This is a genomic window from Streptomyces sp. WAC 06738 (genome assembly GCF_003945505.1).
In the GTDB taxonomy this organism is placed as follows: Bacteria; Actinomycetota; Actinomycetes; order Streptomycetales; family Streptomycetaceae; genus Streptomyces.
On the sequence record NZ_CP029618.1, the window covers coordinates 5,846,859 to 5,873,856 of the forward strand.

Genomic DNA, 26,998 nt, shown 5'->3' on the forward strand with positions numbered 1-26,998 from the left:
TCTGCCGCAGAAACCCTTGGTCCAAGGGTTTCACCCCTGAGGAGCTGTCCAAGGATGACCCAGTCACACATCAACCTGCGCGATCACATCGGCCGGACGCTGGACCGCCCGCTGACTCTGGCCGTGGTCGGCGCGGGTGCGCGCGGCAGCGCGTACGCCGATTTTGCCGCCCAGTGGCCGGACAAGGTTCGCATCGTTGCGGTGGCCGAACCACGCGAGGCGGCGCGCAAGTACTTCGCGGACCGGCACGAACTGAGGCCCGAGTTGGTCTGCGACACCTGGCAGGAACTGGCGGCTCGCGGCCGGATCGCTGACGCCGTGCTGATCGCCACCCTGGACGCCGATCATCTCGCGCCGACAGAGGCTTTCGCCGGTCTCGGCTACGACATCCTGCTGGAGAAGCCGATCGCGCCCAGCGAAGCCGAGACCATGGCTGTGGGCGAGGTTGCTGCGCAGACCGGTGCGATGGTGGCGGTGTGCCACGTCATGAGGTACACGCCCTACACACGGGCGGTCCTCGCGATGCTTGAGCGGATCGGTGAGATCGTTTCCGTCGAGCACCTCGAACCGGTCGGCTGGTACCACTTCGCGCACTCCTTCGTCCGCGGCAACTGGCGGCGCGAGGAGGAGGCCACGTTCGCGATGCTGGCAAAGTCCTGTCACGACATCGACTGGCTAGGCTATGTCATCGGCCGCGAGGCCCGCCGAGTGTCCTCCTTCGGGGGCCTGCGCCACTTCCGGCCGGAGAACAAGCCGGAGGGTGCGGCCGACCGGTGCGTCACCTGCCCGGTCGAAGGGGACTGTGCCTACTCGGCGGCGCGGATGTACCGGGAAGGGCTGCGCAACGGTGGCACCAAGCAGTACTTCACCCGGATTATGACCGGGAACGTCCTTACAGAAGAGGCCGTCACCGCCGCGCTGACCGACGGCCCCTACGGCCGGTGCGTCTACTCCTGTGACAACGACGTCGTCGACCACCAGGTGGTGAACATCGAATACGAGGGCGGCGTCACCGCTTCCTTCACCCTGACGGCGTTCACCCCGCTGGAGAACCGGCATACCAAGATTTTCGGGACGCGCGGCCAGCTCACCGGAGACGGCCGCCACCTCAGCATCTACGACTTCCGCACCGAGCAGACGACCGTCATCGACACCTCGGTGGACGGATCCTCGGCCGCCGAAGGCCACGCCGGCGGAGACGCCGGACTGATCAGGTCCTTCGTCACGGCCCTGCACGAGGGCCGCCCCGATCTCGTCCTGTCCGGCATCGCCGAAAGCGTCGCCAGCCACCGCGTCGTGTTCGCCGCCGAACGCGCTCGCCGGGAAGGCGTCGTCATCACCCTCTGATCGGAGCTGGTCCATCAAGGTTCGCTCCGTGCGCGAGGGGAATCAGTAGTGGCTGGGCCTCGCCGAACCCCCTGTACGAGAGCCTCGTCCCCGCCACCGCCGAACACCCCAGCCGGCTGTCGCAGCGCGACCTGATCAAGGACCTCGCGACCGCCGCGCACGCCGCCGACTTGAAGAATGCAGCCGACAGAAACCCGCACACGTCCTTCGCCTGACGTACGCAAGCGGCGGTTCGTGGCCATGGGAGACGACGTCCTCGGCGATGTGTGTCATCAGCTCGCCCTTCGCCGCGGTCACCTCGGGCAACCGCTGATGGACGCCCACACCTGCTGGTCGGCCTCCGGATCGGAGAGGTCGGGGAACGAATGGTGCTCATGCGCCACCACCCACCGGCCGGCTTCCTTACGCAACCCGAGGGTGAGCCGCATGCGCATCTCGGGGCGCTCGGCCAGTTCCTGCGAGGTTCCGCAGCGCAGCAGGGCATGAGCGAAGGCGACCTCCGCGCCGGCGGTGACGCCCAAGGATTCGATCTCGAACAGTGCACCCTGCGCTTGCCAGGCAAAGAAGCCCGGCCACACCTCGCGGTAGGCGTCGATGCCGTGCACACCCTCATACGGCGGCGGTACGTCGAACATCACGATGTCGTCCGCGTGACGGTCGATGACCGCGGCCAGGTCGCCGGCGTGTACTGCCGCGGCCCACCGCTTCACCAAGGTGCGGATCTCTTGCTCATCATCGGTCATGACCGCGTTCCTGTCGTCTCAGTGGCACCCTCTTCTCGGGCGCCTGTTGCAGGAGACGTCGGAACCGTCCCGGTGATTTCGACCGCCTGAGGGTTGTTTAAGAATCTATCCTGTACGGCTGAGGCTGGGCCCTCAGGCTGCGGTGGCGAGCAGTTCGTCCGGCTGAGGGGCGTTGTCGATCATGTCCCGGATCTGCGGGTGGATCGAGCGGAGGAGGCGCAGTGGCGCCGGATTCGCCTGACGCCGCTGCGGTGCCTCAACCACCCGGCCGCGGTTGAGGCACCCCCCCGGGTCTCTGGGGCCACCTGATGGCACGGGTCAGCGTCCGTACCCGGCGAAGTTCTCCCGCACCTGGTCGGGGCTCAGGGCCTCGTCCCAGGTGAGGAGTTCGTCCAGGTCGCCGTGGAGGCTTGCGTGCGGCGCGCCGATCGAACTCTGGGGGAGGGGGATCGAGGCGTTGACGGTGCCGACGGGGTCGCCGTCGGCGTAGAGGGTGGTGCGGTCCGGCTCGGCCACCCAGGTGAGCTGGACCCAGCGGTTCAGCGGCAGGGTGTAGTCGAAGCTGTGGTCGGCGACGCCGAAGCGGGTGAAGCCGACCTTGGCGGTGCGGTACTGCTGCAGCTTCAGCGCACCGGCGCTGGAGCTGAGCAGCACCTGGTCGCTGGTGGTGCCCGTGAGCTTGACCCAGGTGGAGGCGGTCCAGGGTGCCGCGACGTCGAGGCCGCCGAAGCCCACCCCGTCCTTGTCATGGTCGAAGCGGAACGCCTGGCCGCGCACGCCGTCGTCGACGAGGGCCGGGTTGTTGATGATGTACGAGGTACCGGGCAGGTCGCCGGCCACCTCCTCGGCCATGATCGTATGAGGCGGGCGGCCGGCGTAGGTCCAGCCGGCCGGGTACGGAGCCGCGTCGAAGGTCCAGTGGTGGCTGGGGCGGCCGTCGTCCACCCGGGGCGGCTGCGGCGCGGGTGTGACCCCGGGCGGGTCGCCGATTGCGACGACCCGGGTCCGGAAGGCGGTGAGCGAGTCGGGGACGGCGGAGCCGTTTTAGGTACGGTCCGCCAGCAGCGCCCGCGGGGCCGCCATCTTCTGCTCGAAGTACGCGTCCTCGGCCCAGAAGTTGTAGTCGGCCCAGTTCGTCAGGCCGGAGCCGAGCATGTCGGGTGCGGTGTTCGGCACCCACCGCGCGTACATCCACGGCTCGTCGGGATAGAGGTTGTGGTAGTTGTTCGGGGTCACGTAGAAGGGGCCGATGGCGATCTCGTCGTGACCCGGGATCACCGGCTCGCTGCCGGTTCCCTCCCAGGTGAGGAAGACCACCGAGGAGTGGACCCGCTGCTGCGGCGCCTCCATGTGCTCGGAACCGTTGTAGATCGCGGTCCGCTTGCCGTGTGCGGTCACCACGTCGTCGAGGTCGTTGATGTAGCGGTTGAGCAGGTCTCCGAGGGTGCTGACGCCCGGGTCCCCGGCGAGGTGGCGCTGCACGCGCGGGCACTGCTCCAGTTGCCCGGGCAGTTCGTCCGCGCCGACGCTGAACAACGGGGCGTCGAACCAGCCGCTGAACTCGGCCACGATTTCCTTCGTCTTCCTGATCGCTCGCCGGTCGGTGATGTCGATGATCCAGTCCGGGGTGAGATGGGAGTGCGTGTGCGCGCCGGTGCACGGGTCGGGCTCGGTGCCGAAGCCGATGCCGAACGCCTCGCTGATCACGGTCGCGTGCCCGGGCACGTCGATCCCCGGCATCACCTGCACGTGGTGGCGGGCGGCCAGCGCCTTCAGCCGCTCGATGTCGGCGCGGGTGTAGCTGTGCTCGCGGTCGGCGAGCCCGGGGAACTTCGGGCTGGAGAGGCGGAAGCCCTCGGAGTCCGACTGGTGCAGGAAGAGGGTGTTGAGTTTCATGTCGCCCATGCGCCGGATCAGGTTCTCCAGGTAGTCCATTTCCCAGTACTTGCGCCCGGCGTCGAGCTGGACCATCCGCACCTGCTGCGTGGGCACGTCGGTGCTGCGGGCGCGCGGCACGGCGCGGTGTGACGAGTCGGCGCGCAGCGTCTGGAGCAGGGTGCGGGTGCCGTAGAACAGACCGTGGGTGGAGGCCGCCTCGATGCGGATCGCGTCCGCGCTGTCGAAACGGTAGCCCTCGGCGCCGAGTCCGGCGTCGTCGGTGAGCCGGAGGTGGATGTCGCCCGGCCGGGGCTCCTTGGGCCCGCTGCTGACCGGCAGCCGAAGCCCGGTGACCGCCTCGATGCCGGCGCGCAGTTGCCGGGCCAGTTCCTGCTCGGTCTGCCGGGCGGGGCCCGGCAGTTCGCGTCGTCCGGCCTCGGTGGTCGTACGGGCGCGGTCAGGGCGACGGTGCCGCCGAGGTCCTCCCACTGCGCCGGCCGGGGCACGACGGGCGGTGGGCCGCCGTCGGTACGCGAGTTGGGGCCGGCTGCCGCGGCCGGGGCGAGGAGGGAGCCGAGCAAGGCGGCGAGGACGGCGATGAGCACCGGCAGTGAACGACGCATGGTCACTGTTCTCCCCATTGATCAAGAACGTTGGCCAGAGGCGCTCGGACGCGCCTCCAGCCTTCTGTGTGACGGAGTCGGTCGTCAGACCCGGGACGACGTGCCGCTCGATGAGGGCGAGGAGCACGACGACCGGGAGGATCGCGACGACCGAGGACGAGAAGCGGCCCGCGGAGACCGCGCGGGGGCACGGGGTGGCGGGGTGGGGACTGCGGTCGGCATCAACGGTGGTACCACCACGACCGAGGTGGCACGCGCGCTGATCATCCGCGCAGCAGGAGAAGGCGTCGAGCAGATTGCAGGGACACCGGCGCCGAGCGTGACCCTGGTGACGAATGCGCTGAACATCGCCGGCGAAGCGGCAGTCCGCTCGCAGATCAAACTGGTGCTGACCGGCGGTGTCGCGCGACCCCAGACGTATGAACTCGTCGGTCCGCTGGTCAACGGCGTGATGGGCGACGTGTCGCTGGATGTCGCGGTCCTCGGCATCGACGGGGTGGATCCCCAGCTGGGACTGATGACCCACCATGAGGAAGAGGCGAGCGTCAGCCGCCTGTTCGCCGAACGTGCCAACCGGGTGATCGTGGCTGCCGACTCTCGAAGCTGGGGCGGCGGGCGTTCGCCAGGATCTGCGGCCTGGACTGCATCGACGTCCTGGTGACCGACTCAGCCGCCTCTCCCGAAGTGATCGCTCGTCTCACCGACGCCGCAGTCGAAGTGATCAGCGTCTGAGATATTGGCGTTTGTACTGGCCCAACGTCGACCCGTACGGCGCCTTCGCGGAACCGGCATGCTCCGATGCCAGGTTCCGCACGCCTGGCATCGGAGCATGTGTCACACCGGGGCACCTGGTCTCACATGGGGCGGCCTCCGACATTGAGTTCTGCTGCGCCGGCGAAGGCGTTGCCCGCCTGGGAGTTGAGGCCCGTAAGGCGGACGTACCGGCCGCCCGAGGCGCTGAACTCGACGTTCTGCGGCGTGAGTGCTTCGGTGAAGGAGCCGGTGGCTACCTGGGTCCAGGTGGTGCCGTCGGCGCTCACCTCGATCCGGTAGTCCTTGATCCGGCCGTTGCGGGCGTTCTGCCGCTGCGTGTACTGCATGCCGGTCACGTCGTACTGCCGGCCCAGGTCCAGGGTGAGGTGATGGGGGAAGCCTGGGGTCGTGCCGTGCCACTGCGTGTGCCAGATGGTGTTGGTTTTTCCGTCGATGCCGTTGACCGCGGCGCCGTTCTCGCCGGTGGTCTCCTCGCTGTCGACGTCATGCACGCGCAGCGTGGACTGGTCGATGAGATCCGGCAGCGGCCGCACCTCAGAGGTGACCGATACGGTTTCGTGCGCGGACCGCTCGCCCTGGACGGCGCTGATCGTCTGCTCACCGTGATAGGTCTCAGCCGGTATGACGCCGTGGCGCTCGAACCGGCCGGCCGTGTCGGCGCGCACGGTGTAGACGGTCTCGCCGTCGATGCGGATGTCGACGTAGCCGGGCGCGAAACCGGTCAGCTTCAGCGGCACCCAGGTACCCGCGTTCACGTCGGACGGGACGGAGATCGTAGGAGAGGCGGCGGCGGGCTCCTCGGCGTCCGGGGTGCCGGCACTCCTGACCTTGACAGACACCTCGTCGCCCGCCGACGTCCTCAGTGTGCAGGCCGTGTCCTTGGTGAACGCCGCCTGCACACCTGCGGTGTAGAGACCGGCGGCGTGCAGGGAATCGCGTGACCGGCTCTGGGTGAACGTCACCGGCAGCTCCCGGTTCCCGCAGGTCGCCGTCGCGGTCAGAGGCTCGGTCAGTGCGCTGGCGGAGGCGGGGTCACCGTCGCTCGACACGGTGTCCGGGAGAATCTGCGTGCCGTCCTCGGCGACCTTGGTCCCCGGAGCGGCGACCTGGCCCAGCTCGACGCGGGTCGTGACGCCTCGTGGCGCGGTCGCGTCGGTACCGGCGACAGTGGCGGCCCACCGGGTGCCCGGGCTCTCGTAGAAGTTGGCGCCGGCCACGGTGAGGTGCGGGCCGAGCCGGGCGAGACGGGCGCCGAAGTCGGCGACGTCCTTCTGGTCCGCGGGCGTCCATCCGGTCTCCAGGATCGCGGCGGCTCGCGGCAGGGTGAGGAAGGCCGCCTGGTCACCGCCGCGTACCGTCTCCGACCACAGCGGGCCCTCGACGCCCAGGACACCCTCCTCGGGGATGCCGCCACTCACCGTCGTCGTCGGGTCCCAGTCGTAGTAGCGCTGGAAGTCGCACGTGCCGCTGCAGGCCCACGTCAGGCCGATCGGGGTTTCGCCGGTGTACTTCTGGTCCAGGTACGCACCGCCCGCGGCGGACACCACGGCCTTGCCGCCCTTGGCGATGAAGTCGCGTACCCAGTCGCCGCTGCCGACCCAGTACTGCACGACCGATCCGTCCCAGAAACCCGGCCCCTGGGACAGCCCGGCCTCGGCGTACTCCGACCAGCCCACCGTCCCGACGCCGGTCGCGGCCTTGATGTCGGGAACCGCGCGGGAGATGAAGTCGACGTAGCGCTCGTGCCCCATGGCATGCGACTCGTCGCCGCCGAGGTGCACGTATGGGCCGCCCGTCATCTCGGCCAACTGCCCGAAGACATGCTTGACGAAGGTGTACGTCAGATCGTGCTGCTCGTCCAGGGCCGAGTACCCCACGCTGCCGGTCCCGTTCCAGTCCACCACCCCGGTGCCGGGGTCGCGCGCCGGGAGCGAGCGGTCCGTGTTCAGCTCCGGGATCGCGTGCAGGGCGGCATTGGTGTGGCCGGGAACGTCCACCTCGGGGACGACGGTGACGAACCGCTCCCTGGCGTAGGCGACGATGTCGCGGTACTCCTCCTGCGTGTAGTAGCCGGTAAGGCCCAACTCGTTGCGGTGGCCCTGCTGGTTCATCGCGGTCGCGCCGGACTCGCGGTGCAGCGCGCTGTAGTCGATCGGATCGCCCGGCGCCTTGCCGTCGTTGGTGATCTCGATCCGCCAGCCCTGGTCGTCGGCGAGGTGCAGGTGCAGCACGTTCATCTTCAGCCGGGACAGGGTGTCGATGTACTCCTTGACCTCCCCGACGTCCTGGAACGAGCGAGCCACGTCGAGCATGACACCGCGGTAGGAGAAGCGCGGTGCGTCCTCGATATGCGTGGCGGGTACGCGCCAGTCGGTGACGACCGGGCGCGGCGAGTTGGCCCACGCCGGCAGGAGCTGACGCAGACTCTGCACGCCGTTGAACGCGCCGTGCGCGGTGCGGGCGGTGATGGCGACACCGCCGCGGTCCACGTCCAGGACGTACGACTCCGGGGTGGGCGCGGCGCCCTTGACGGTGTACTCGGCCTTCGGGTTCACCGTGATGCGGATGCCGGCGCCCTTGTCGCGCACCGGCACCCGGAACCCGGTCGCACGGCGCAACTGCACCGCGAGCTGCTTCCCGACGCCGACCGCCTCGCCACGGGCAACGACCTTGACGGAGGGGCGCAGGACGAACGGGTCCTGACCGGAGTCCTGTTGAACGACGGCGGGGCGGGGGATGAGAGCGCTGCCGTCCGGCTGTGCGGACGAGTCCGGCTCGGCACCGGCCGACGGCATGCCCGCCAGCCCGCCCAGGACTGTCACGAACGCCGCGAGCAGCAGATATGGCTTGCCACGTGGGGAGAGCAACGCACGTCTCTCCCGCTTCTGCACCTGCATGGGGGCTCCCTGATGGCCGGAGTCACTGCACGATCATGCTTATGGAGCGCTCATTTTTCGCAATTTCAAGCACCTTACCGAGGTGCGCTCGAAGTGGTCTAGTCCCTTGGAAGCAGCAATCCAGGGAGGGGCGGGAACCGAGCGGAGGCCGGGTTGAGAGGCTCGGACGTGTCCTGTCCGCCGCTTGGTGGACAGGACACGTCCCGCTTCAGCAGCCGCACGGCCGCTGCTCGTGGCGCTTCAGGGGGCGATGGCCATGGCGAAGACGTGGATGCCGCCGTGCCTCGGCAGCACCACGAGTTCCACCGTCTTGCCTGCCTGGAGTGGAACGGAATGGGCGAAGATGCTGTACGTGGTACCCGCGTTGCCGTACCCGTCCTGACGGTTGCGGCCGTTGGCGGCGGCCACCTGGGTCGCGCCGTGGTCGGTGACGTTCTGGAACGACCAGTTGGGGAAGCCGAAGCCGCCGCTGCTGCTCGTGCCGACTGGACACGTTGTCCTTGACTCCCGGCGGGACATCCGGCCAGGTCAGCTCGGCGCCGAGAGCGGTGACGGCAGCGCCCGGGCTCAGGCCCACGTCGGCGAGCTTCTGGGCCGAGAAGCTGTTGCCGCCGCCGTCGAAGTCGCCCGGCGCGGTGTTCGATTCGTCGGTGACGCCGACGCTGTTGTATGCCGCCGCGAGGGTGGGCAGCGGCTCGCCGCGTCGCTCCGTGCGGGTGGCGGTGGCGCGGGCGAGGCCGTCGCCGCCCTCGTACAGCGCGGTCGCGGTGAAGTTGAGCAGCCGGAAGCCGGAGCTCGGTGCCGGGACCAGCAGTTCGAAGGTCACGGTGGCGTGGGCGTTCGGGGCGATGCCGTTCCTGACGGTCCGTACCTCCGGCTCCACCACCCAGCCGACCGGCCCGGAGAAGCTCACCCGCAGATCACGCAGTCGCTGGGGAGCGGTGTTGCGGACGGTGACGGTGACGGTGGTGACGGCCGGCCCTTCGAGGTCGATGGGCGAGACGGTGACCTCGGTCTGCGCGGCGTCGGCGGCGCGGGCCGCGCCAGCGAGGACGGTGGCGGGCAGCAGCACGGCCCCCGCTCCGGCCACGGCGAAGGATCTTCGGGACAGGGCGGCGCGGGATGGCTCGATCGGCATGAGCGTTTCCTCTTCTCCGGGAAGACTGGGCCGAAGGGCGGTCTGAGGTGGGGTGGGGTTGATCCGGGACGGCGTGGGCGAGCCCTGCTCAGGCCACGGGCGGCATGTCCGACTCACGCGTGTCGAGACCGAGACGGATGTTCACCCAGGATCCGCGGGTGAAGTCGGGCACCTGGACCGGACGCCCCTTGTTCTCCAGCGACATCACGCTGAGCGGCACCGGTGAGCACCAGGCCGCCGCGTCGTACACGTCCATGTCCGGCACCAGGCCGGCACGCATGCACTGGACCGTGCGCCACTGCAGCACGTAGTCCATGCCGCCGTGCCCGCCGTTGTTCGCGGCGTCGTCGCCGATCTTCTTCCACAGCCAGTGGTCGTACTCGTTCCGGTAGGAGGTGAAGTCCCGCCAGGAGTGGCCGCCGTGGTCGGGCTCAAGGTAGACCCGGCCACCGGTGGGAGACGCACCGGCGTAGTCCTCGAAGATGCCGCGGCTGCCGGCGATCGTGTTGATCCTGCTGTAGGGCCGAGGCGAGCTGACGTCGTGCTCGGCCCGGATGACGCGGCCGTCGGCGGTGTCGATCAAGCAGGTGACGAGATCGCCGTTGACGTACGTCTCCTTCCACGCCGGGTGCCCCTCGGGCACGAACCGGGCCCGGTAGTCGGCCAGTCCCCTGGGCTCGGTGGCCGTGGCGCGCAGGGTGACCATCCGGTCCCCGCGGTTGATGTCCATCGCCGCCGCGATGGGGGCCAGGCCGTGCATCGGGTAGAAGGAGGCGGTCGAGCGCGTGTGCCACAGCCGCCGCCAGGAGTCGGTGTAGTACGTGGTGGAGAACAGCAGTTCCCGCAAGTCGTGAAGGTAGCCACCGTGGCCGTTGGTGATGTCGCCGAACACGCCGTCATGGGCCATGCGCAGCATGGCCAGTTCGTTGCGGCCGTAGGAGACGTTCTCCGCGAGCAGCAGGTGACGACGGGTCCGCTCCGAGGTGTTGACCAGATCCCACAGCTCGTCCAGCTCGGTGGCGACGGGCAGCTCGACCAGCACGTGCTTGCCGGCCAGCAACGCGCCCTTGCCCTGCTCGTAGTGGAACTCCCAGGGGGTGGCTATGTAGACGAGGTCGATGTCGTCGCGCTTGAGCATCTCCTTGTACGCATCCGGCGAACCGCCGAACTCCAGGGGCCGCGGCTTGCCGTCCGCCGCGAGCTGATCGGCCTTCGCCTTCGCGCGCGGGGCCCGCACATCGCAGACCGCCCGCACCACGCATCCGGGTACCGCGGCCCACCCGTTGGCCATCCCCGCTTCCGCGGTTGCCGATTCCTATCACCCCGACCCGCACGGTCGGGTACACGTCGAAGGGCTGCTTCACCATCGAGGTCTGCCCCGCCGGCCGACCGGGCGTCCCGGCCGTCCCGGCCGTTTCGGCGGCCCTCGCGGTGCCCGCAGTCCCCAGCGCGGCCATGGCTCCCGTGGCCGCTGCTCCTCCCAGTACGGCCCTTCTTGAGACTCCAGATGCTTCCTGCATGCGTCCTCCCTGGCTCGGACATCTCTGGTGCCCGTGAATCTCCCGGAGGCGGGACGAGGTGTCAAGACGTGCGCGAATGATGCTGCTTTCGAGCAACTTCAAGCAAAGTGATGACGTGTGAGGCGGTGCGCCGCCGCCTGAGCCCAGTCCGGGGAGGACGCCCTGCTCGACTCGGCGTAGCGGCACACAGGCCGTCACACAGTCCTGCGCGCAGCCTAGACATCCGATAACTCCTCCTGCATATTCAGCGAGTGCCGGGCATTACAGCCCTTCTTCACCATGATTCATCCCATGAATAGGAAGTGAGGGTCCATGAGCGCTGAGCCCAGTCCACAGAGACGCAGCGTGCTCAAGGCGGGGGCCGCAATCGCCGTCGCCTCCATGGTGGAGATGGCGCTGCCGGCACCCGCGGTGGCCGCTGCCCACCCGGCCGCGCCCGCCGCCGGTACGGCATCCGTCACGTGGCCGGAGCTCTCCCGGCGGTCGCTCTGGTACGGCAGGCCGGCCACCGACTGGCAGCGCGAAGCCCTGCCCGTCGGGAACGGACGGCTCGGTGCGATGCTGTTCGGCGGCCCGGTCCAGGAGCGCGTGCAGTTCAACGAGCAGAGCCTGTGGGGCGGCGTCAACGACTACGACAACGCCCTCATGGGCGAGCCCGACAACGCCTTCGACACCAGCGTCACCGGGTTCGGCTCGTACCGGAACTGCGGCGATCTGCGGGTGGCGTTCGGAGGCACGGTGAAGGTGACCGCCCCCGGCGGTCCCTACCGGGACTCGGGCCCCGGCGAGACGGTCGCGCAGAGCTACGACGGCAACCCGCGCACCAAGTGGTGCATCGTGGGGCCGCCCGCCGAGGTGCTCTGGCAGGTCAGCCTGCCCGACCCGGTGGCGGTCGGCACCTACTCGCTCACCAGCGCCAACGATGTGCCCGAGCGGGACCCGCAGCAGTGGACACTCGCCGGCTCCGACGACGGCGAGACCTGGGCCGTCCTGGACGGCCGCGACCTGCCCGCGCCGTTCGAGGAGCGCTTCCAGACCAAGACGTTCGAGGTCGGCAACCCGACTCCTTACTCCCACTACCGCTTCACGTTCGCGCCGAAGTCCGGTGTCAGCCACTTCCAGATGGCCGAGGTGGGCCTGGCGGGGATCGACCTGCGCGGCGGCGGGTTCGTGTACGTTTCCTCGCCGAGCGGACACGCCAAAGGCGACGCCTCCGGACACGCGGGTCCGCAGAGCATCGCGGCGACCGTCGACCACGACGACGGGACCGCCTGGCAGGTGGTGCACCGTGGGAAGGACGTCGTGTGGCAGGCCGACCTCACCACGGCCGCGGCCGTGGCGTCGTACCGGATCACGAGCGGGAGCGGGGAGCGCGGCCACGACCCCGCCCGCTGGACACTCGCCGGCTCCGCGGACGGGCTCACCTGGGAGGTGCTCGACGAGCGCGCCGATGAGACGTTCGACGGCAACGGCGCGACCAGGTCGTTCACGGTGGACGACGCCAAAACCTACTCGTCGTACCGGCTGACGCTGCATCCCCGCGCCGACTCCGGCCGGTTGCAGGTCGGCGGGATCGCCCTGGTGGGCTCCGGCTTCGACACCGGGACCGCCACGGTGCTCACCGACTACCGGCGGGCGCTCGACCCGACCGCCGGCGTCCAGGTCACGCGCTACGCCGAGCGCGGCCACCGGGTGCTGCGCGAGGTGTTCGCCAGCCGGGATGCCGACTGCCTGGTGCTCCGTTACCGCACCGACGACCCCGCCGGCTTCTCGGGCACGATCTCGCTGACCTCGGCGCAGTCCGGTGCCCCCACCACGGTGGACGCCGATGCGGGCCGTCTCGGGTTCGCCGGAACGATGGCCAACGATCTGCGGTTCGCCTGCGCGGTACGGGTGGTTCCAGCCGGCGGCACCCTCTCCCGGGCCGGCGACGAGATCGGGTTCGACGGCTGCCGCGCGCTGACGCTGTACCTGGATGCCCGGACCGACTACGCCATGGACGCCGCCGCCGGGTGGCGCGGTGTCGATCCCGCGCCGGTGGTGGCGGCCACCCTGGCGGCGGCCGTGAGGAAGGACTACGGGAAACTGCGCGAGCAGCACGTGCGCCGGATCGGCTCGGTGATGTCCCGGGCGAACGTGACGTGGGGCAGTACCGACCAGGCCACGGCGAACCTCCCCACCGACCTGCGGCGCGCGAAGTACGCGGGTGGCGGCGAGGACCCGGAGCTTGAGCAGACGATGTTCGACTACGGCCGCTACCTGCTGGCCAGTTCCTCCCGGCCCGGCGGGCTGCCGGCCAATCTGCAGGGTGTGTGGAACGACAGCAACGAGCCGCCGTGGGCCTCGGGCTACCACACCAACATCAACGTTCAGATGAACTACTGGGCGGCGGAGACCACGAACCTCTCGGAGACCCACCTGCCGCTGGTCGACTTCGTCGAGCAGGTGGCGGTGCCGAGCCGCGTGGCGACGCGGAACGCCTTCGGAGCCGACACCCGCGGCTGGACCGCCCGCACCAGCCAGAGCATCTTCGGCGGCAATGCCTGGCAGTGGAACACCGTTGCCAGCGCCTGGTACATGCAGCACGTGTTCGAGCACTACGCCTTCACCCAGGACCGCGAGTTCCTCCGCAGCCGCGCCTATCCGATGGTCAAGGAGATCTGTCAGTTCTGGGAGGACCGTCTGGTCGAGCGGCCGGACGGGCTGCTCGTCTCGCCGAACGGCTGGTCGCCCGAGCACGGGCCGCACGAGGACGGCGTGATGTACGACCAGCAGATCATCTGGGATCTGTTCTCCAACTACCTCGAAATGGCACGGGCGCTGGACACCGACCGGGACTACCAGAGCCGGATCGCCGACCTCCGCGACCGGCTGGCACCCAACAAGGTCGGCCGCTGGGGCCAACTGCAGGAGTGGCAGACCGACCGGGACGACCCGGAGAACATCCACCGGCACACCTCGCACCTGTTCGCGGTGTACCCGGGCCGGCAGATCACCCGGGCGGGTACGCCGGACTTCGCGGACGCGGCCCTGGTGTCGCTGAAGGCCCGGTGCGGTGAGAAGGACGGCGTCCCGTTCACCGCCGAGACCGTCTCGGGTGACAGCCGCCGGTCCTGGACCTGGCCGTGGCGGTGTGCCCTGTTCGCCCGGCTCGGTGACGGTCACCGGGCCCGGATCATGATCCGCGGTCTGCTGGCGTACAACACTCTGCCGAACCTGTTCTGCGACCACCCGCCGTTCCAGATGGACGGCAACTTCGGGCTCCCCGGCGCGGTCACCGAAATGCTGCTGCAGAGCCACGAGGGATTCCTCTCGATCCTGCCGGCCTGCCCGGACGAGTGGGCCGACGGGTCGTTCACCGGGCTTCGGGCACGCGGCGGCTACGAGGTCAGTGCCAGGTGGCGCGGGGGCAAGGTCACGTCGTACTCCGTGGTCGCTGACCGGGCACCGAACCGGCGCAAGGTGAAAGTCCGCGTCAACGGCCGTGACACATGGGTGACGCCGAAGCGCGGGTGACCGTGCTCCGCGTGCCGGGCCGGACGGGAGGCGGGCCCCCGGCAGCCCGTCCGGCCGCGGACGAGCGCCCCGCTCTGGTTGACGCGGCCACGCCACGGCGCTACAACCGATCTATCATCCGATGAATCACTCCCGCGTGTCCCCTTGTGCCGCACAACGCCGCATCCGGAGGGGTGTGGAGATCGGATGTCTTGTCCGCGCAGGCGAACGGGATGGAGAGGCATGACGAAGGTCCACAGCACCGGAGTTCGCGGCAGAGGCCGGCGCCCCCGCGGGCGCAGCGGGCGGACGCTCGTGGCGGCCGCCGCCCTGTTGTCCGCCGTCGGCGCGCTGCTCGGCGGCGCGCCGGGATCGGCCGGCGCGGCCGGGCAGGGCGGCGGGCGGGAGCCGGTCCCCGACTACGAACCCACCGTCGAGTCCCTCAACAGCCACCCGACACCCGAGTGGTTCGACGACGACAAGTTCGGCATCTTCATCCACTGGGGGGCGTACTCCGTGCCCGCCTGGGGCCCGCGCGGCACCTATGCCGAGTGGTACTGGAACTACATGAACCAGGGCGGTCACGCAACGAACGCCCACCACCGGGACACGTACGGAACGGACTTCGAATACGACGAGTTCATCGACCGCTGGCAGGCCGAGAAGTACGACCCGGACGCCTGGGTGAAGTTGTTCAAGGACGCGGGCGCGAAGTACTTCGTGCTGACCTCCAAGCACCACGAGGGGGTCGCGCTCTACGACAGCGCCGTCAGCGGCCGTGACACGGTCGACATGGGCCCGCGGCGTGACCTCGCCGGCGATCTGTTCGACGCCGCGCGCGAGGCCGGCGGCCTGCGGGCCGGCTTCTACTACTCGCTCTACGAGTGGTCCAACCCCTCCTACACCGGCCGCCCCGCCACCAACCCGTACACCGGCGAGCCCGTGCCGTACACCGGCGCCCCCGTGGTCGACGACTACGCCGGCGACTACATGGCTCCGCAGATGCGCGAACTCGTCGAGCGCTACGACCCCGACATCCTCTGGTGCGACGGGCAGTGGGAGAAGCCCGTCGACTACTGGAACACCGCCCCGGTGATCGCCGACTACTACAACCAGGCCAAGAACCGCGAGCGTCCCAAGGATGTCGCGGTCGCCAACCGGTGCAAGATCGAGACCGGGGCACTGGCCAGCACGGAACTCGACTTCCAGACCCCCGAGTACACGGTCAAGGAAGACATCGACCCGGACAAGTGGGAGTCCAGCCGCGGCATCGGCCACTCCTACGGCTTCAACCAGAACGAGCCGGAGTCCGACTACCTCACCTCCGACCAGCTGATCGACTCCCTCGCCGACATCGTCAGCAAGAACGGCAATCTGCTGCTCAACATCGGCCCGCGCGCCGACGGCACCATCCCGGAGATCATGCGGAACCGGCTGCTCGACATCGGCACCTGGCTGGACGTCAACGGCGAGGCCGTCTACGGGACCACGTACTGGCACCATGCCGAGGAGCCCGCCGGCGGCGACGACGTCCGCTACACCGTCAAGGACGGCACCCTCTACGCCACCGCGCTCAGCTGGCCGGGCGAACAGCTCACCCTCGGCGCCGACGTGCCCACCGGACGCGGCACCGAGGTCACGCTGCTCGGGTCCGACGGCCGCGACCTCGACTGGCACCGGGACGCCGACGGGCGCGTCGTCGTCGACACCCCGGCCGCGGGCCCGGCGGCCACCGGCAGCGAGCACGCCTACGTCTTCAAGATCCGCACCCCGGGCGTCAACGGCCTGATGCGCACGCACACCGAACTGCCCGACGAGCTCAACCCCGGCCGCACCGCCGAGGGCACGCTCACCGTCACCAACACCGGCAGGCGCGAGGCCGCCGCCCGGGTCGACGTCGACGCGCCAGCCGGCTGGACCGTCTCGCCCGCGGCCATCCGCACCGGCCCGCTCGCCGGCGGCGCCGACGCCCGCATCCCGCTGAAGGTCACGCCGGCGTCCGGCACCGCGCCGGGCGACTACGAGCTGCGTCTCACCCTGCGCCACGGACGGCAGGCCACTACCACCGCCGTACCGATCACCGTCGCGCCGGAGAACCTCGCCCGGGGCAAGCCGGCGCAGCAGAAGAGCACCGCCTGGGACGCCCCGGCCGAGCGCGCCGTGGACGGCGACACCGAAGGCGGGTTCGCCGCGGGCTCCGTCACCCACACCGCGGAGGACGGCTCGGCCCAGCCCTGGTGGCAGGTCGACCTCGGCGAGATGCAGGCCGTGGACAGCGTCAACGTCTGGAACCGCACCGACTGCTGCGCCGACCGCCTGACGGACTTCTGGGTCCTCGCCTCGAAGGCCCCCATCACCGCGGACGGTCTCGCCGAAGCCCGCTCGGCGCCCGGCGTGACAGCCGTCCACGTGGAAGGCCAGGCCGGCCGTCCGACGACCGTGGACCTGCCGCCGGGCACCGGGGCACGCCACGTGCGCGTCCAGCTCGCCGGCTCGGACCCGCTCTCGCTCGCGGAGGTCCAGGTGCACCCGCCGGGCGGAGGGTGAGGCGTCATCCCGGTGCCCGCGCATGCCCTCGCGAAGCCTCCGGACCCGGTGGAGGAGCGGCCCGCCGCCCCCTGCGGCTCGACGGGGGCGGCGCGGGCTCCGTCGACGCGGACCGGCCCATCCGGGTGAACGCTGCTGGAGTGTTCGTCGGGCGGGGAGACACCCCGGTTCATCGCGCCCCGCCGTGAGCACTGGTCGCGGTGATGTTCCGTGGGGTCTCGCCTCGCAGGGGGAGCCGGATGGTGACCTTCATGCCGGCATCCGGTGCCGTGTCCAGCTCGATTTCTCCGTCGTGGCTCTCGACCACCGCCTGGACGATCGACATGCCCAGGCCGCTGCCGCCGGGGACCCGAGCGCGGTCGGGGTCGGCGCGGAAGAACCCGTCGAAGATCCGCGCCGCGTCCTCCGGCCGCATGCCGGGCCCGGTGTCGGCGATCCGCAGCACCGCGGCGCCGTCCTCGGCGCGGGCGGACAGCGTGCAGGCGGCGTCCTCGGGAGTGTGGGTGCGTACGTTCGCCAGGAGGTTCCCGAGCACCTGGCGCAGCCGGGCGTCGTCGCCGATGACCACCACCGGCTCGGGCGCGTCCACGTCGACGGGCCGCCCGGGTTGCTGGGCGCCCAGGTCGGCGGCGGCGTCGCGGACGAGGACGGCCAGATCGACGGGGGCGCGGACACTGGCCGGCTGCTGTTCCAGCCGCGCCAGGGCCAGCAGCTCGTCGACGAGCCGGCCCATGCGGTCCGCCTCCGCGCCGACGCGGGCCAGCGCCCGCTCGGCCTCGGCGTCGTCCAGGATGCCCTTCTCGTAGAGCTGGAGGTAGCCCTGCACGGTGGCCAGGGGGGTGCGCAGCTCGTGGGAGGCGTCCGCGAGGAACTGGCGATGCCGGGCCGCCGCGTGTTCGCGGCTGGCCATGGCGTCCTCGATCTGCTGCAGCATTGCGTTGAGCGCCTCGCGGAGCTGCTCGACCTCGCTGCCGCCCGCTGGCGAGGTGTCGACCCGGCGTGACAGGTCGCCTTCGGAGATCGCCGACGCCGTCTCCACCATGTCCTCCAGCGGCTGCAGATGGCGCCGGGCCAGGCCGGAGGTGTGTTTGGCGAGTTGGTGGTCTTCTTCGAGTTTCCAGCGGAAGGTCGCGACCTTGACCAGGGTCGAGAGCGGGACGGGCCGAGGGCTCCAGCAGCGGTAGAACGACAGTTTGCGGGTGTAGCGGTGCCGCCGGACCAGCAGCGCGTTGTGGCCGGTGGCGTGTTGGTCGGTGGTGTCGTCGGGGTCGATCGCCAGGATCGCCCAGTCGTAGGAGCGGATCCCTTTCGTGCCGGCGCCGGTCTTGAGGCGCTGCCAGCCCTCATCGGGGATCAACCGGACTGTTTTGCGGGCGGTGGTCGAGATTCCGGCGAGGGCGACGGTGTGGTCGTGCCGGACGGCCATCACGTAGCCCATGCCGAGCTCACGGATACTTCGGCGCAGGTCACGGCTGCCGTAGACCTCGTCGCCCGTGACGAAGCCGGCGGCCACGCCGCGGCTGTGCGCGGCCCTCAACATGACGGCGGCCTGCTCGGGCTTGGTCGCGAACTCGATGTCGTCGGGTATCCCTGCCAGTTCGCGTCGTTGGAGTCGAACGTCCAGGCGGCAGGGAGGTAGAGGGCCCGGTCGATGATGGTGTGGCCGCGTCGGGTCGCGAAGGTCAGGTTGACCGTGACCTGGCACAACGCGACCTTGCCGAGCGTGCCGGAGTACTGGCGGGCCGCCCCGACGCAGTCCGTGGAGGACTTCCGGTCGCCGGTCTCGTCCACGATCAGCACCGCGTCACCGTCATCCAGGTGCTCGATCGCCCACGCCGAGGTCTCGGAAAGAACTCGCTGTTCGTCCCATACCGCCCGTGACAGGAGGTTCTGCAGCCGGTGCGGACCCGAGTGCCCGACCGCCTCGGCCAGGGTCCAGCAGTTCTTGTCCTCCAACTCCATCAGCAACCCCGCCGCGAACTCCCCGGCCACCCGCCGAGGCTCCCACCTGCGGAAACAACCCGCTATCCGGGCCATCAACCCATCCCACAGCCCCTGATGACGGGCATGCGTTATCGTTCCCCCGACGGCCGTCGGGATCATGTCTTTTCTCACAAGAAGCAACGATCACGGCGGCCGTCCCGCATGTCCCGGACTCCACCACACCGTGATCAAGACGCCGACCAGCAGCAACACCCAGGAGATCACGATCTACAGCTGCTGTATCCGTGCGCTTCCCTCGTATTTTGTTGCGACCGACACACCGGGGGCGCTCGACGTCGGTGTACCTGCCTTTGTTGATAGGATGTTGAAAGAGGTCTATTCGAAGGAAGGCCGAGATGACTACCTCAATGGGCTGCGTCATTTCGCTACGGTCGCGCAGCAAGTGCATCACAAGCCGTTCGTGAGCCTGGAGCGGGGACAGCAAAGGGCGCTGGTGCAGCGGTTTCAGGATGAGGCCATCGCGGAGGAACGCGCACTCGTCTCGCGGAAGCAGAAGGACCTCGTACAGAGAGTTCGCGCGGCCGCACTGCTGGAGCAACGAACTAGGCCCTCGACAGACGCGCACCAACAGTCATTTATCCTGGCAACGAGAGAACTGGCCTTGCTGGCGTTCTTCACTTCGCAGCCCGGTGCGACGCGAGTGTTGCAATATCTGGCGATACCGGGCGCATACCGCGGCTGCCTGCCTGTGAGCCAGGCCGGCAACGGCAGGCGTTGGGCGACTGTGAGTGAATAGACGCCTGCGTGAATATCAACCTGACATCGCAACGGCATGCCAGAATTAGGATTCAGAATGGGAGACCTATAATGCAGCGCCGGCGGTTTATACGAAATAGCATTCTCGCCGCGGTGTCCGTGGCAATTCCGTGGTCCTTCCTGCAAGGCGCGATGCGCAGATCGGGAGGCGCAGCGGAGCCGCCGTTGCCCAGTGGAGCGCAGCCCTTCACTATCGACGCGCCAAGGAACCCGAATGGCCCGGTCGTCCACCTCCGGGACTTCGGCGCGGTGGCGGATGGAGCGGCGCCGCCTTCCAGTGGTCCGGACCGCAACCTGGCCGCGCTCAAAGCTGCACTCCACCAGTGCCGCAAAGTGAAGGCCTCCAAACTCGTCGCCGACAAGGGAGTATATCGCATCGCCTCCGGCCAAACGATTGTCTTCGACTCTCTTGCCGACTTCACCTTCGATGGCGGCGGGGCGACGTTTCTCTTCCACCTGATCGAAGGTGGCGAAGGTGTATCGATCAAGAACTGCCAACGATCGGTGTTCTCCAACTTCAATCTGGACTGGGATTGCGCGATCGATCCGCCGGCTTGGGTAGGCAGAGTTACCGAACTGGCCCACGATCAATCGAATTTCGTGATGCGCTTCGAGACGGATGCGCCGCTCGATCCCAAGGTTTGGGTCACGATGAACCCGCTCGATGAAGAGCTGCGTGCGCCGGGCGCCGGCACGGAGTTCGACGGCTTCGCACCCACCAAGATTGAGAAGCTCGATGCGCAAACGGTGCGCGTGTGGCCAACCGATCGCATCAACCCCATCGTAGGCCACCTTTACCTACTGCGCCATTACACCTACGAAAAGCACGCCGTTGTCATGGGCGGCAATTCCCATCTCTCGTTCCGCAACGTGAACATCTACACGTTTCCTGGCGAGGGATTCGTCACTGGCGGCGATCAGCATCACTTCGAGCTGGTCAACTGCCGCATCGCTCCTCCAGCAAACGAGCGCCGCCCCATCACCACCACGGCCGACGGATTTCATGTCATGCAGTCGCAAGGTTTCATCCGGCTGGAGCAATGCGAGTTCAGTTTCATGGGCGACGACTGCGTGAACATTCACGACAACATCCACATGGGTGTCCGCCGCGTGGATGACTACACCCTGGTCGCAACTAACATCGTCGTCTGGCAAAGTCCTTTCTCGGCTGGCGATCCAGTCGAGCTCCGCAACGCTGATCTATCGCCGGCCGGCTTTACCGCCAAGCTGAAATCTGCCGCCGTGGACTCCGAGAAGAGCGAAGTCACACTGATCTTCAGCCAGAAGCTTCCCAGGCGCATCGCCAATGACGCCATTCTCTTCAATCGACGCTATGGTTCACACAATGTTATTGTTCGCAATTGCTACTTCCACGAGAATCGGGCGCGAGGCGTCTTGTGCAACAGCGCCGACTGGCTCGTCGAAGATAACCGTTTCTTTCATAACCAGTTCGCCGCCATGCTTCTGAAACCAGACGTGTCCCCGGGCCTCTGGGCAGAGGGCTTCGGCGCGCGTAACGTCATCATCCGGGGGAACGAGTTCGTGTCATCCAATTCCATCGGAGCCGACGATGGACCAGTCATTGAGCTAGGCGCGACGGTCCGCGGCGCCAGCACTGCGTATCCTCTGCTCGATGGAGTGTTGCTTGAGGAGAACGAATTTACAGAAATGTCGGGCCCCGCAGTAAAAGCCTCCTCGTTCAAGAACCTGGTGATCAGGAACAACTTCGTGACGAATCTCGAGGAGGCGCCGGTTGCGGAGAAGATGCGCGGCAGCATTCGCGCCGAGCTAGGAACCGGCCTCTGGGTGGAAGGCAATGTCTGGACGACGCAGAAGGACATTGAAGCTCCCAGTCTCTTCTACGATGCCGACACCACGCACTCGATCGTGTGCCGCGCCAACGAGCTAAAGAGTTAGCGTCAGCCCGGCGGAAGAAAAGGTGACTGGTCAGGTCCAAGGGGCGTGTCCGATTTGATCTTGGTGTCCTGACTGTCGATCATGGTGGGGTGTCCGCCGAGCCGCCGTCGTATGAGGAACTGGCCGCGCTGGTGGTGGAGTTGCGGGCTGAGGTGGCTGCGTTGCGTGCGGAGAACGCCGAGTTGCGGGCGCGGGTGGGCAAGGACTCCTCGAACTCCTCCAGGCCGCCGTCGTTGGATGGGCTGGCCAAGCCGGCGCCCAGGTCACTGCGCGGGAAGAGCGGCCGGCGGCCTGGTGGGCAGGCCGGGCATCGTGGGCAGACGCTGTGCCAGGTGGCCAATCCCGATCGTTGTCGCAGGCGTGTGCCCCGTTGCTGCCGGGGTTGTGGCGGAGGGCTGAGCGGGGCGCCCGAGGTCGGGGTGGAGCGGCGGCAGGTGTTCGACATTCCGCCGATCTCGGTGAAGGTGACCGAGTATCAGCTGGTCAAGCGGCAGTGCGGGTGCGGGACGGTCACTACCGCGGACGCCCCGGCGGGGGTGGAGGCACCGGTGCGCCGCGATCGTGGTCTATCTGTATGTGGGGCAGTTCCTGCCCAAGGACCGCACCGCCAAAGCGCTGGCCGAGTTGTTCGGCACCCCGATGTCGGCGGGGACGGTCGCGGCGATGACCGCGCGGGCCGCCGCCGGGCTCGATGATTTCACCGCCGGGGTGCGTGCCCGGCTCGCCGAGGCCGAGATGGCGCACTTCGATGAGACCGCGCTGCGGGTCGCCGGGAAGCTGCACTGGGTGCACTCGGCCTCCACCGGCAAGTACGTCCTGATCACCGTGCACGAGCGGCGCGGGGTCGAGGCGATGGACGCCGCCGGAGTCCTGCCCGCCTTCACCGGCATCGCGGTGCACGATGGCTGGGCGCCCTACGACACCTACACCCAGGCCACGCACGCTCGCTGCAACGCCCATCTCCTGCGGGAACTGCAGAACCTCCTGTCACGGGCGGTATGGGACGAACAGCGAGTTCTTTCCGAGACCTCGGCGTGGGCGATCGAGCACCTGGATGACGGTGACGCGGTGCTGATCGTGGACGAGACCGGCGACCGGAAGTCCTCCACGGACTGCGTCGGGGCGGCCCGCCAGTACTCCGGCACGCTCGGCAAGGTCGCGTTGTGCCAGGTCACGGTCAACCTGACCTTCGCGACCCGACGCGGCCACACCATCATCGACCGGGCCCTCTACCTCCCTGCCGCCTGGACGTTCGACTCCAACGACGCGAACTGGCAGGGATACCCGACGACATCGAGTTCGCGACCAAGCCCGAGCAGGCCGCCGTCATGTTGAGGGCCGCGCACAGCCGCGGCGTGGCCGCCGGCTTCGTCACGGGCGACGAGGTCTACGGCAGCCGTGACCTGCGCCGAAGTATCCGTGAGCTCGGCATGGGCTACGTGATGGCCGTCCGGCACGACCACACCGTCGCCCTCGCCGGAATCTCGACCACCGCCCGCAAAACAGTCCGGTTGATCCCCGATGAGGGCTGGCAGCGCCTCAAGACCGGCGCCGGCACGAAAGGGATCCGCTCCTACGACTGGGCGATCCTGGCGATCGACCCCGACGACACCACCGACCAACACGCCACCGGCCACAACGCGCTGCTGGTCCGGCGGCACCGCTACACCCGCAAACTGTCGTTCTACCGCTGCTGGAGCCCTCGGCCCGTCCCGCTCTCGACCCTGGTCAAGGTCGCGACCTTCCGCTGGAAACTCGAAGAAGACCACCAACTCGCCAAACACACCTCCGGCCTGGACAAGGGCCAGACTCGCACCTGGACCAGCTGGCACCGCTGGACCGTCCTCACCCTGCTCGCCTACACCTTCCTCACCGTCGGCACCGCCCTGGAACGCGCCGACCACCACGACCCCGACCTCGAACCGATCAGCATCCCCGAACTCCTACGCCTGCTCCGCGACCCCGTCATCCCACCACCCCGCCGCGACCCCGCCCACCGCCACGCCTGGTCCCGCTGGAGACGCCGCCACCAACACCGAGCCCGCACCTGCCACCAGGCCTGGCACACCTACGCAGAAACCCCACCATGATCACAAAGGCAGCCGATAACGATCTACAGCTGCCGTATCAGACCGCCGCACCTACACCGCCATCGGGCTCGCGACCGGGCTCACCTTCGGGCTCAAGATCGGGCTCCTGTTCGGGCTCACGATTGGGCTCACGGCCGGGCTCGTGTTCGGGCTCGTGTTCGGACTCGCGAATGGATTCGTGTTCTGGCTCCCGCGGACAGCGTGGCCGCGCTTCGTGGTGGCTGTGGCCTATCTGTCGATGCGCCGGAAGGTCCCGCAGGACCTGATGGCGTTCCTTAAGGACGCGCACGAGCACCGCGGCGTGCTGCGACAGGTTGGGCCGGTCTACCAGTTCCGGCACATCGACCTGCAACGCCACCTCGCACAACAGCAACCCTGAACAGATCCACGGCAAGGGCTGGCGGCATGCCCAGCCTCCCACCCAGGGCAGCTAAGAGGTGTCGATGGCTGTACCCTGCTCGCATCCGGCCGCTGAACTGGCGAAATGCCTCGTGCCGCCGAGGGGTGTTGCACCAGTCTGCGCATCCATCAGCGCACCGGTCCGTGCACGGCGGCGCGGCATCGATACTCGCCTCCTGCGGCCCTCAACGGGCCGCAGACGGGCTGTCACGCAGGTCCGCGGGATCGTCTCGTGCCCGATGCCGTACGTGCTCATAAAGGCGCGCGTGCCCAGGCCGGCCCGGTGATCCCGGCGGATAGCAGCGTACAGATCGAGCCTGGAGTTCCGACGGTAACGACGATCCCCCACGCTGGAGCATCACGATGCTTCCACCACCGGGTGTCACGTGTTCCCGAACTCACCGACATCACCCTCACAAGAACCGCGGTGTTCCCGGCGCTGAGCGACAGACGTTCTCCAAACCCACCGTCATAACCACGGAGACTCCCGCGTGGAGCTGTTGCACCTGACTCGCGCCATGCTGACACGTGCTTAGTCCTGGCCGTTGACCCCTCGTGCCGGTTACCGGTGCGGCGGATCCAGCTTCCAGCTGACCCTCTGGCGCGTCACGTGATCGAGCAATTGGCCAAGGAAGCTCGCCGTCGTAGTGGCCGCGCAGTGCCCATGTCGCAGTTCGTCACCGAGTGCTCGGACCATTCGCTGCCGCCCTTGGAGACGAAGAAGCGGCGGGCCTGAACAGAGGCTGCTCTCTGCGCGAAGGCGACCGCCGTCCACGGTGAGGGCCGTGGCTAGCTGGGTGTTCGCGAGCCGGCGACGACCCTGTTCGTGCTCCAGCCGGCGGGTCAGCGCTCGAAGCGCTGGACGCCTCTGCAGTCGCCGACTGTGCGAAGTCACCTCTGTCGAGGAACGTGCGGAGAGGCACGAGCCGAGGTCGACCGCTTGGCCGCCGCTCCGGAGGAAGCCGAGGCAGACGGGGAAGCAACTCGGCAGTGCCCGCGGATATTTCACAGGCGATCGAATCCCCAGCATGCGGGGCGGGCTCACCGCAGGCGCAGAAGCATGACCGCGAATGTAGGCGAATCATCGAACGGCTTGTCTTCGCCGACCTTCTCGTACCCCCAGGACTCGTAGAGGGCTTGAACCTTCTCGTGCTCACGGTCCACGCTGAGCACCACAAGGTCCTCTGTGCGGTCCTTGAGGAGAGCGTCGTGCAGATGCCGGGAGACGCCGGTCTTGCGCCACTTCGGCCGCACCATCAGCTCGGACAGACCGAACGTGGCTTGCTGCTCGGGCTCGGGGTCGAGATGACCGCGCCACCACTCCGTTTCGGGGGCAAGTGGAGCACCGTACGCAAAACCGACGGGATCAGCGGCGTCGTACCCGACCACGCAGGCCCAGCCCGGGTTCGACGACCAGTGGTCGACGAACCACTCGAACCGATCCCGCGTGTGAAAGGGGTCATCCATCTGGTCGGCATAGCAGTCGTCGTGCACATCGAGCAGCAGCGTCCGCAACGCGGCGGCGTCGCCGTGGCTGTGCGAGCTGATCGTCAGTTCGTTCCTCCTCATGCGACCACCGCCCGGTAGCGCTCGGTGAAGTCGGCCGCTCCGGCAGGCCAGTCCCTTTGGACATCGCGTTGGAACCTGGCAAGTTCATGGACCCAGCGTTGGCTACGCACCTCGGGCAACAGATCCAGCGCGCTGTGCCCAGCAACCAAGGCTTCGTCGGCAGCGCCTGCTGCGAAGGTGCTTCGTGCGAGGCTGACTCGTGTGGCGAAGGAGTTACGGCGGTACTCGTTCGGCGGAGTGCGGGCGACAGCATCGTACGCGGCCTGAGCAGCACGGGCGTGGTCACCAAGGCTGGAGTGACATAGGGCGTTCTGCGCCGCGATCTCGTCTGGGCCGCAGAAGGCGAGCCACGCGGGGGGCTCGTCCGTGGCACGGTCCAGCTCCTGTTCAGCGCGGTGCAAGGACTGTGCGCAGCGTCCGGCCTGGCCCGCAGCGGCATGCCCGAGAGCGACTCGGGAATGGAGCAGCGCGGACAGCCGTGGATCCCGCCGGCCCCTGGTGGCGTCCAGTGCAGCACGAGCGATGCCCACAGCCTCGGAACCGTGCCCCAGGTCAACCGCCTGTCGAGCCATCTTGGACCAGATACGAGCTTCCAACTCCGTCGCCCTACCCAGACGGGCGTACTGCAGCGCCGTACGCCAGTGCGCCCGGGCCTCTTGATGCTTCTGGGAGTCGTAAGCGAGCCAACCTGCCTCCGCACTGATCTCGCCGACGGCGCGGTAGAGAGCAGTTTGCACCCGGCCACCGTACGTGCAGTGTCGGATGGCGTGTTCGATGTGTTCGACGTATCGGCCGGCGATGCTGACAAGCCCGGCGCCTCCATGCTCCTCATCGAGCTGGACGAGACGGGCCTCCGCACCGTGGATACGCTCCACGTCGCTCATGCCGATGCGGCCGGATGCAGGCAGGGCGGGGAGCGCGACGAGCGTGCCAACGTTGAGGACGAACTTTCGGCGGTACACAGGCGAGTCCTGATCCTGGGGGAGGTCTACTCTCCGAACGGTAACCCTGCGCGTGGCCGGAAGGGGAGGCCGGAAACCGAGTTCGTAGGGAGTCAGCCCGAGAACTGCCTGTAAAGAGAGCCGCGTTGAGTCCTTGGGCCAGGAGACTGCACCTTGGAGCAGCCTGCGGATGTGGCGATCGCTGCACTCGCCACGCTCGCCGTAGAGCAGCTCGTGCGCGTCGTTGACGGCGTCGGCCAACCCGCTCTGCGTGTAGCCGGATTCCTTGATGGCACGGCGCAGGGTCTCGTTCGGCTGTAAGGGCATGGGCATCCGTCTTCCGCTGGTGATGCTCATCAC

Annotated in this window: 17 protein-coding genes and 3 pseudogenes; 8 read left to right on the forward strand and 12 right to left on the reverse strand. The window is 68.4% G+C overall.

Annotated elements, in window-relative coordinates:
• The first annotated feature begins 54 nt into the window (after window positions 1–54).
• Window positions 55–1,347: a Gfo/Idh/MocA family oxidoreductase gene (locus DMB38_RS25840; protein WP_125937165.1), complete on the forward strand. Its 1,293-nt coding sequence runs from the start codon at window positions 55–57 to the stop codon at window positions 1,345–1,347.
• 293 nt (window positions 1,348–1,640) lie between these two features.
• On the opposite strand, the gene DMB38_RS25845 is transcribed toward DMB38_RS25840, so the two are convergent.
• The 4 genes from DMB38_RS25845 to DMB38_RS37180 form a co-directional block, all read right to left on the reverse strand.
• Window positions 1,641–2,090 carry an SgcJ/EcaC family oxidoreductase gene (locus tag DMB38_RS25845; RefSeq protein WP_125937166.1) on the reverse strand — a complete coding sequence of 150 codons (450 nt, stop codon included), beginning with the start codon at window positions 2,088–2,090 and terminating at the stop codon, window positions 1,641–1,643.
• A gap of 132 nt (window positions 2,091–2,222) precedes the next feature.
• Window positions 2,223–2,354: a hypothetical protein gene (locus DMB38_RS37555; protein ID WP_276314975.1), complete on the reverse strand. Its 132-nt coding sequence runs from the start codon at window positions 2,352–2,354 to the stop codon at window positions 2,223–2,225.
• A 54-nt stretch (window positions 2,355–2,408) separates the two neighbouring features.
• Complete coding sequence (locus DMB38_RS37175; RefSeq protein ID WP_240662473.1) at window positions 2,409–3,035, reverse strand: LamG domain-containing protein; 627 nt, start codon at window positions 3,033–3,035, stop codon at window positions 2,409–2,411.
• A 99-nt stretch (window positions 3,036–3,134) separates the two neighbouring features.
• Window positions 3,135–4,457: a family 20 glycosylhydrolase gene (locus DMB38_RS37180; RefSeq protein ID WP_240662474.1), complete on the reverse strand. Its 1,323-nt coding sequence runs from the start codon at window positions 4,455–4,457 to the stop codon at window positions 3,135–3,137.
• Between the two features lie 348 nt (window positions 4,458–4,805).
• Between DMB38_RS37180 and DMB38_RS25855 the strand changes: the two are divergent.
• Window positions 4,806–5,323: pseudogene (locus DMB38_RS25855) on the forward strand (alkaline phosphatase); the annotation flags it as partial.
• Window positions 5,324–5,445: 122 nt separating this feature from the next.
• Here DMB38_RS25855 and DMB38_RS25860 read toward each other — a convergent pair.
• From DMB38_RS25860 to DMB38_RS25870, 3 genes and pseudogenes are all read right to left on the reverse strand, one after another.
• Window positions 5,446–8,262, reverse strand: coding sequence for a family 20 glycosylhydrolase (locus DMB38_RS25860; RefSeq protein ID WP_125937167.1), 2,817 nt, complete (start codon window positions 8,260–8,262; stop codon window positions 5,446–5,448).
• A 208-nt stretch (window positions 8,263–8,470) separates the two neighbouring features.
• Window positions 8,471–9,334: an NEW3 domain-containing protein gene (locus DMB38_RS25865; RefSeq protein WP_240662475.1), complete on the reverse strand. Its 864-nt coding sequence runs from the start codon at window positions 9,332–9,334 to the stop codon at window positions 8,471–8,473.
• 154 nt (window positions 9,335–9,488) lie between these two features.
• Window positions 9,489–10,920, reverse strand: a pseudogene (locus tag DMB38_RS25870) (Gfo/Idh/MocA family oxidoreductase).
• Window positions 10,921–11,232: 312 nt separating this feature from the next.
• Between DMB38_RS25870 and DMB38_RS25875 the strand changes: the two are divergent.
• The gene (locus tag DMB38_RS25875) at window positions 11,233–14,436 is read left to right on the forward strand and encodes a glycoside hydrolase N-terminal domain-containing protein (RefSeq protein ID WP_125937168.1); all 3,204 of its coding nucleotides are present in this window, start codon (window positions 11,233–11,235) and stop codon (window positions 14,434–14,436) included.
• Window positions 14,437–14,658: 222 nt separating this feature from the next.
• Complete coding sequence (locus tag DMB38_RS25880) at window positions 14,659–16,962, forward strand: alpha-L-fucosidase (RefSeq protein ID WP_125937169.1); 2,304 nt, start codon at window positions 14,659–14,661, stop codon at window positions 16,960–16,962.
• A gap of 169 nt (window positions 16,963–17,131) precedes the next feature.
• On the opposite strand, the gene DMB38_RS25885 is transcribed toward DMB38_RS25880, so the two are convergent.
• Window positions 17,132–18,586 (reverse strand): ATP-binding protein, encoded by a 1,455-nt coding sequence (locus DMB38_RS25885; RefSeq protein ID WP_240662751.1) that lies wholly within the window; start codon window positions 18,584–18,586, stop codon window positions 17,132–17,134.
• Entirely contained in the window at window positions 18,496–19,065 is a 570-nt protein-coding gene (locus tag DMB38_RS37185) for a transposase (RefSeq protein WP_346429520.1), read from the reverse strand. Before DMB38_RS37185 ends, DMB38_RS25885 begins: the two co-directional genes overlap by 91 nt.
• Before the next feature lie 64 nt (window positions 19,066–19,129).
• On the opposite strand from DMB38_RS37185, the gene DMB38_RS25895 reads away from it, so the two are divergent.
• Entirely contained in the window at window positions 19,130–19,702 is a 573-nt protein-coding gene (locus tag DMB38_RS25895; RefSeq protein WP_206337747.1) for a gluconate 2-dehydrogenase subunit 3 family protein, read from the forward strand.
• A gap of 113 nt (window positions 19,703–19,815) precedes the next feature.
• On the forward strand, window positions 19,816–21,639 hold the full coding sequence (locus DMB38_RS25900) for a right-handed parallel beta-helix repeat-containing protein (protein ID WP_164716118.1): 1,824 nt from the start codon (window positions 19,816–19,818) through the stop codon (window positions 21,637–21,639).
• A gap of 79 nt (window positions 21,640–21,718) precedes the next feature.
• Here the strand turns inward: DMB38_RS25900 and DMB38_RS37190 are convergent, their stop codons facing one another.
• Window positions 21,719–21,889, reverse strand: coding sequence for a hypothetical protein (locus tag DMB38_RS37190; protein ID WP_240662476.1), 171 nt, complete (start codon window positions 21,887–21,889; stop codon window positions 21,719–21,721).
• Between the two features lie 308 nt (window positions 21,890–22,197).
• Between DMB38_RS37190 and DMB38_RS37195 the strand changes: the two are divergent.
• Both DMB38_RS37195 and DMB38_RS25920 read left to right on the forward strand, forming a co-directional pair.
• Window positions 22,198–23,729 (forward strand): annotated as a pseudogene (locus DMB38_RS37195) (IS701 family transposase).
• Window positions 23,730–23,871: 142 nt separating this feature from the next.
• Window positions 23,872–24,108: a hypothetical protein gene (locus DMB38_RS25920; RefSeq protein WP_125937176.1), complete on the forward strand. Its 237-nt coding sequence runs from the start codon at window positions 23,872–23,874 to the stop codon at window positions 24,106–24,108.
• Between the two features lie 1,061 nt (window positions 24,109–25,169).
• Here DMB38_RS25920 and DMB38_RS25925 read toward each other — a convergent pair.
• Both DMB38_RS25925 and DMB38_RS25930 read right to left on the reverse strand, forming a co-directional pair.
• Window positions 25,170–25,697 carry a GNAT family N-acetyltransferase gene (locus DMB38_RS25925; RefSeq protein WP_125937177.1) on the reverse strand — a complete coding sequence of 176 codons (528 nt, stop codon included), beginning with the start codon at window positions 25,695–25,697 and terminating at the stop codon, window positions 25,170–25,172.
• Window positions 25,694–26,995, reverse strand: a complete 1,302-nt coding sequence (locus tag DMB38_RS25930) for a hypothetical protein (protein ID WP_125937178.1) — start codon at window positions 26,993–26,995, stop codon at window positions 25,694–25,696. The genes DMB38_RS25925 and DMB38_RS25930 overlap by 4 nt, the downstream gene beginning before the upstream one ends.
• Between the last annotated feature and the right edge of the window lie 3 nt (window positions 26,996–26,998).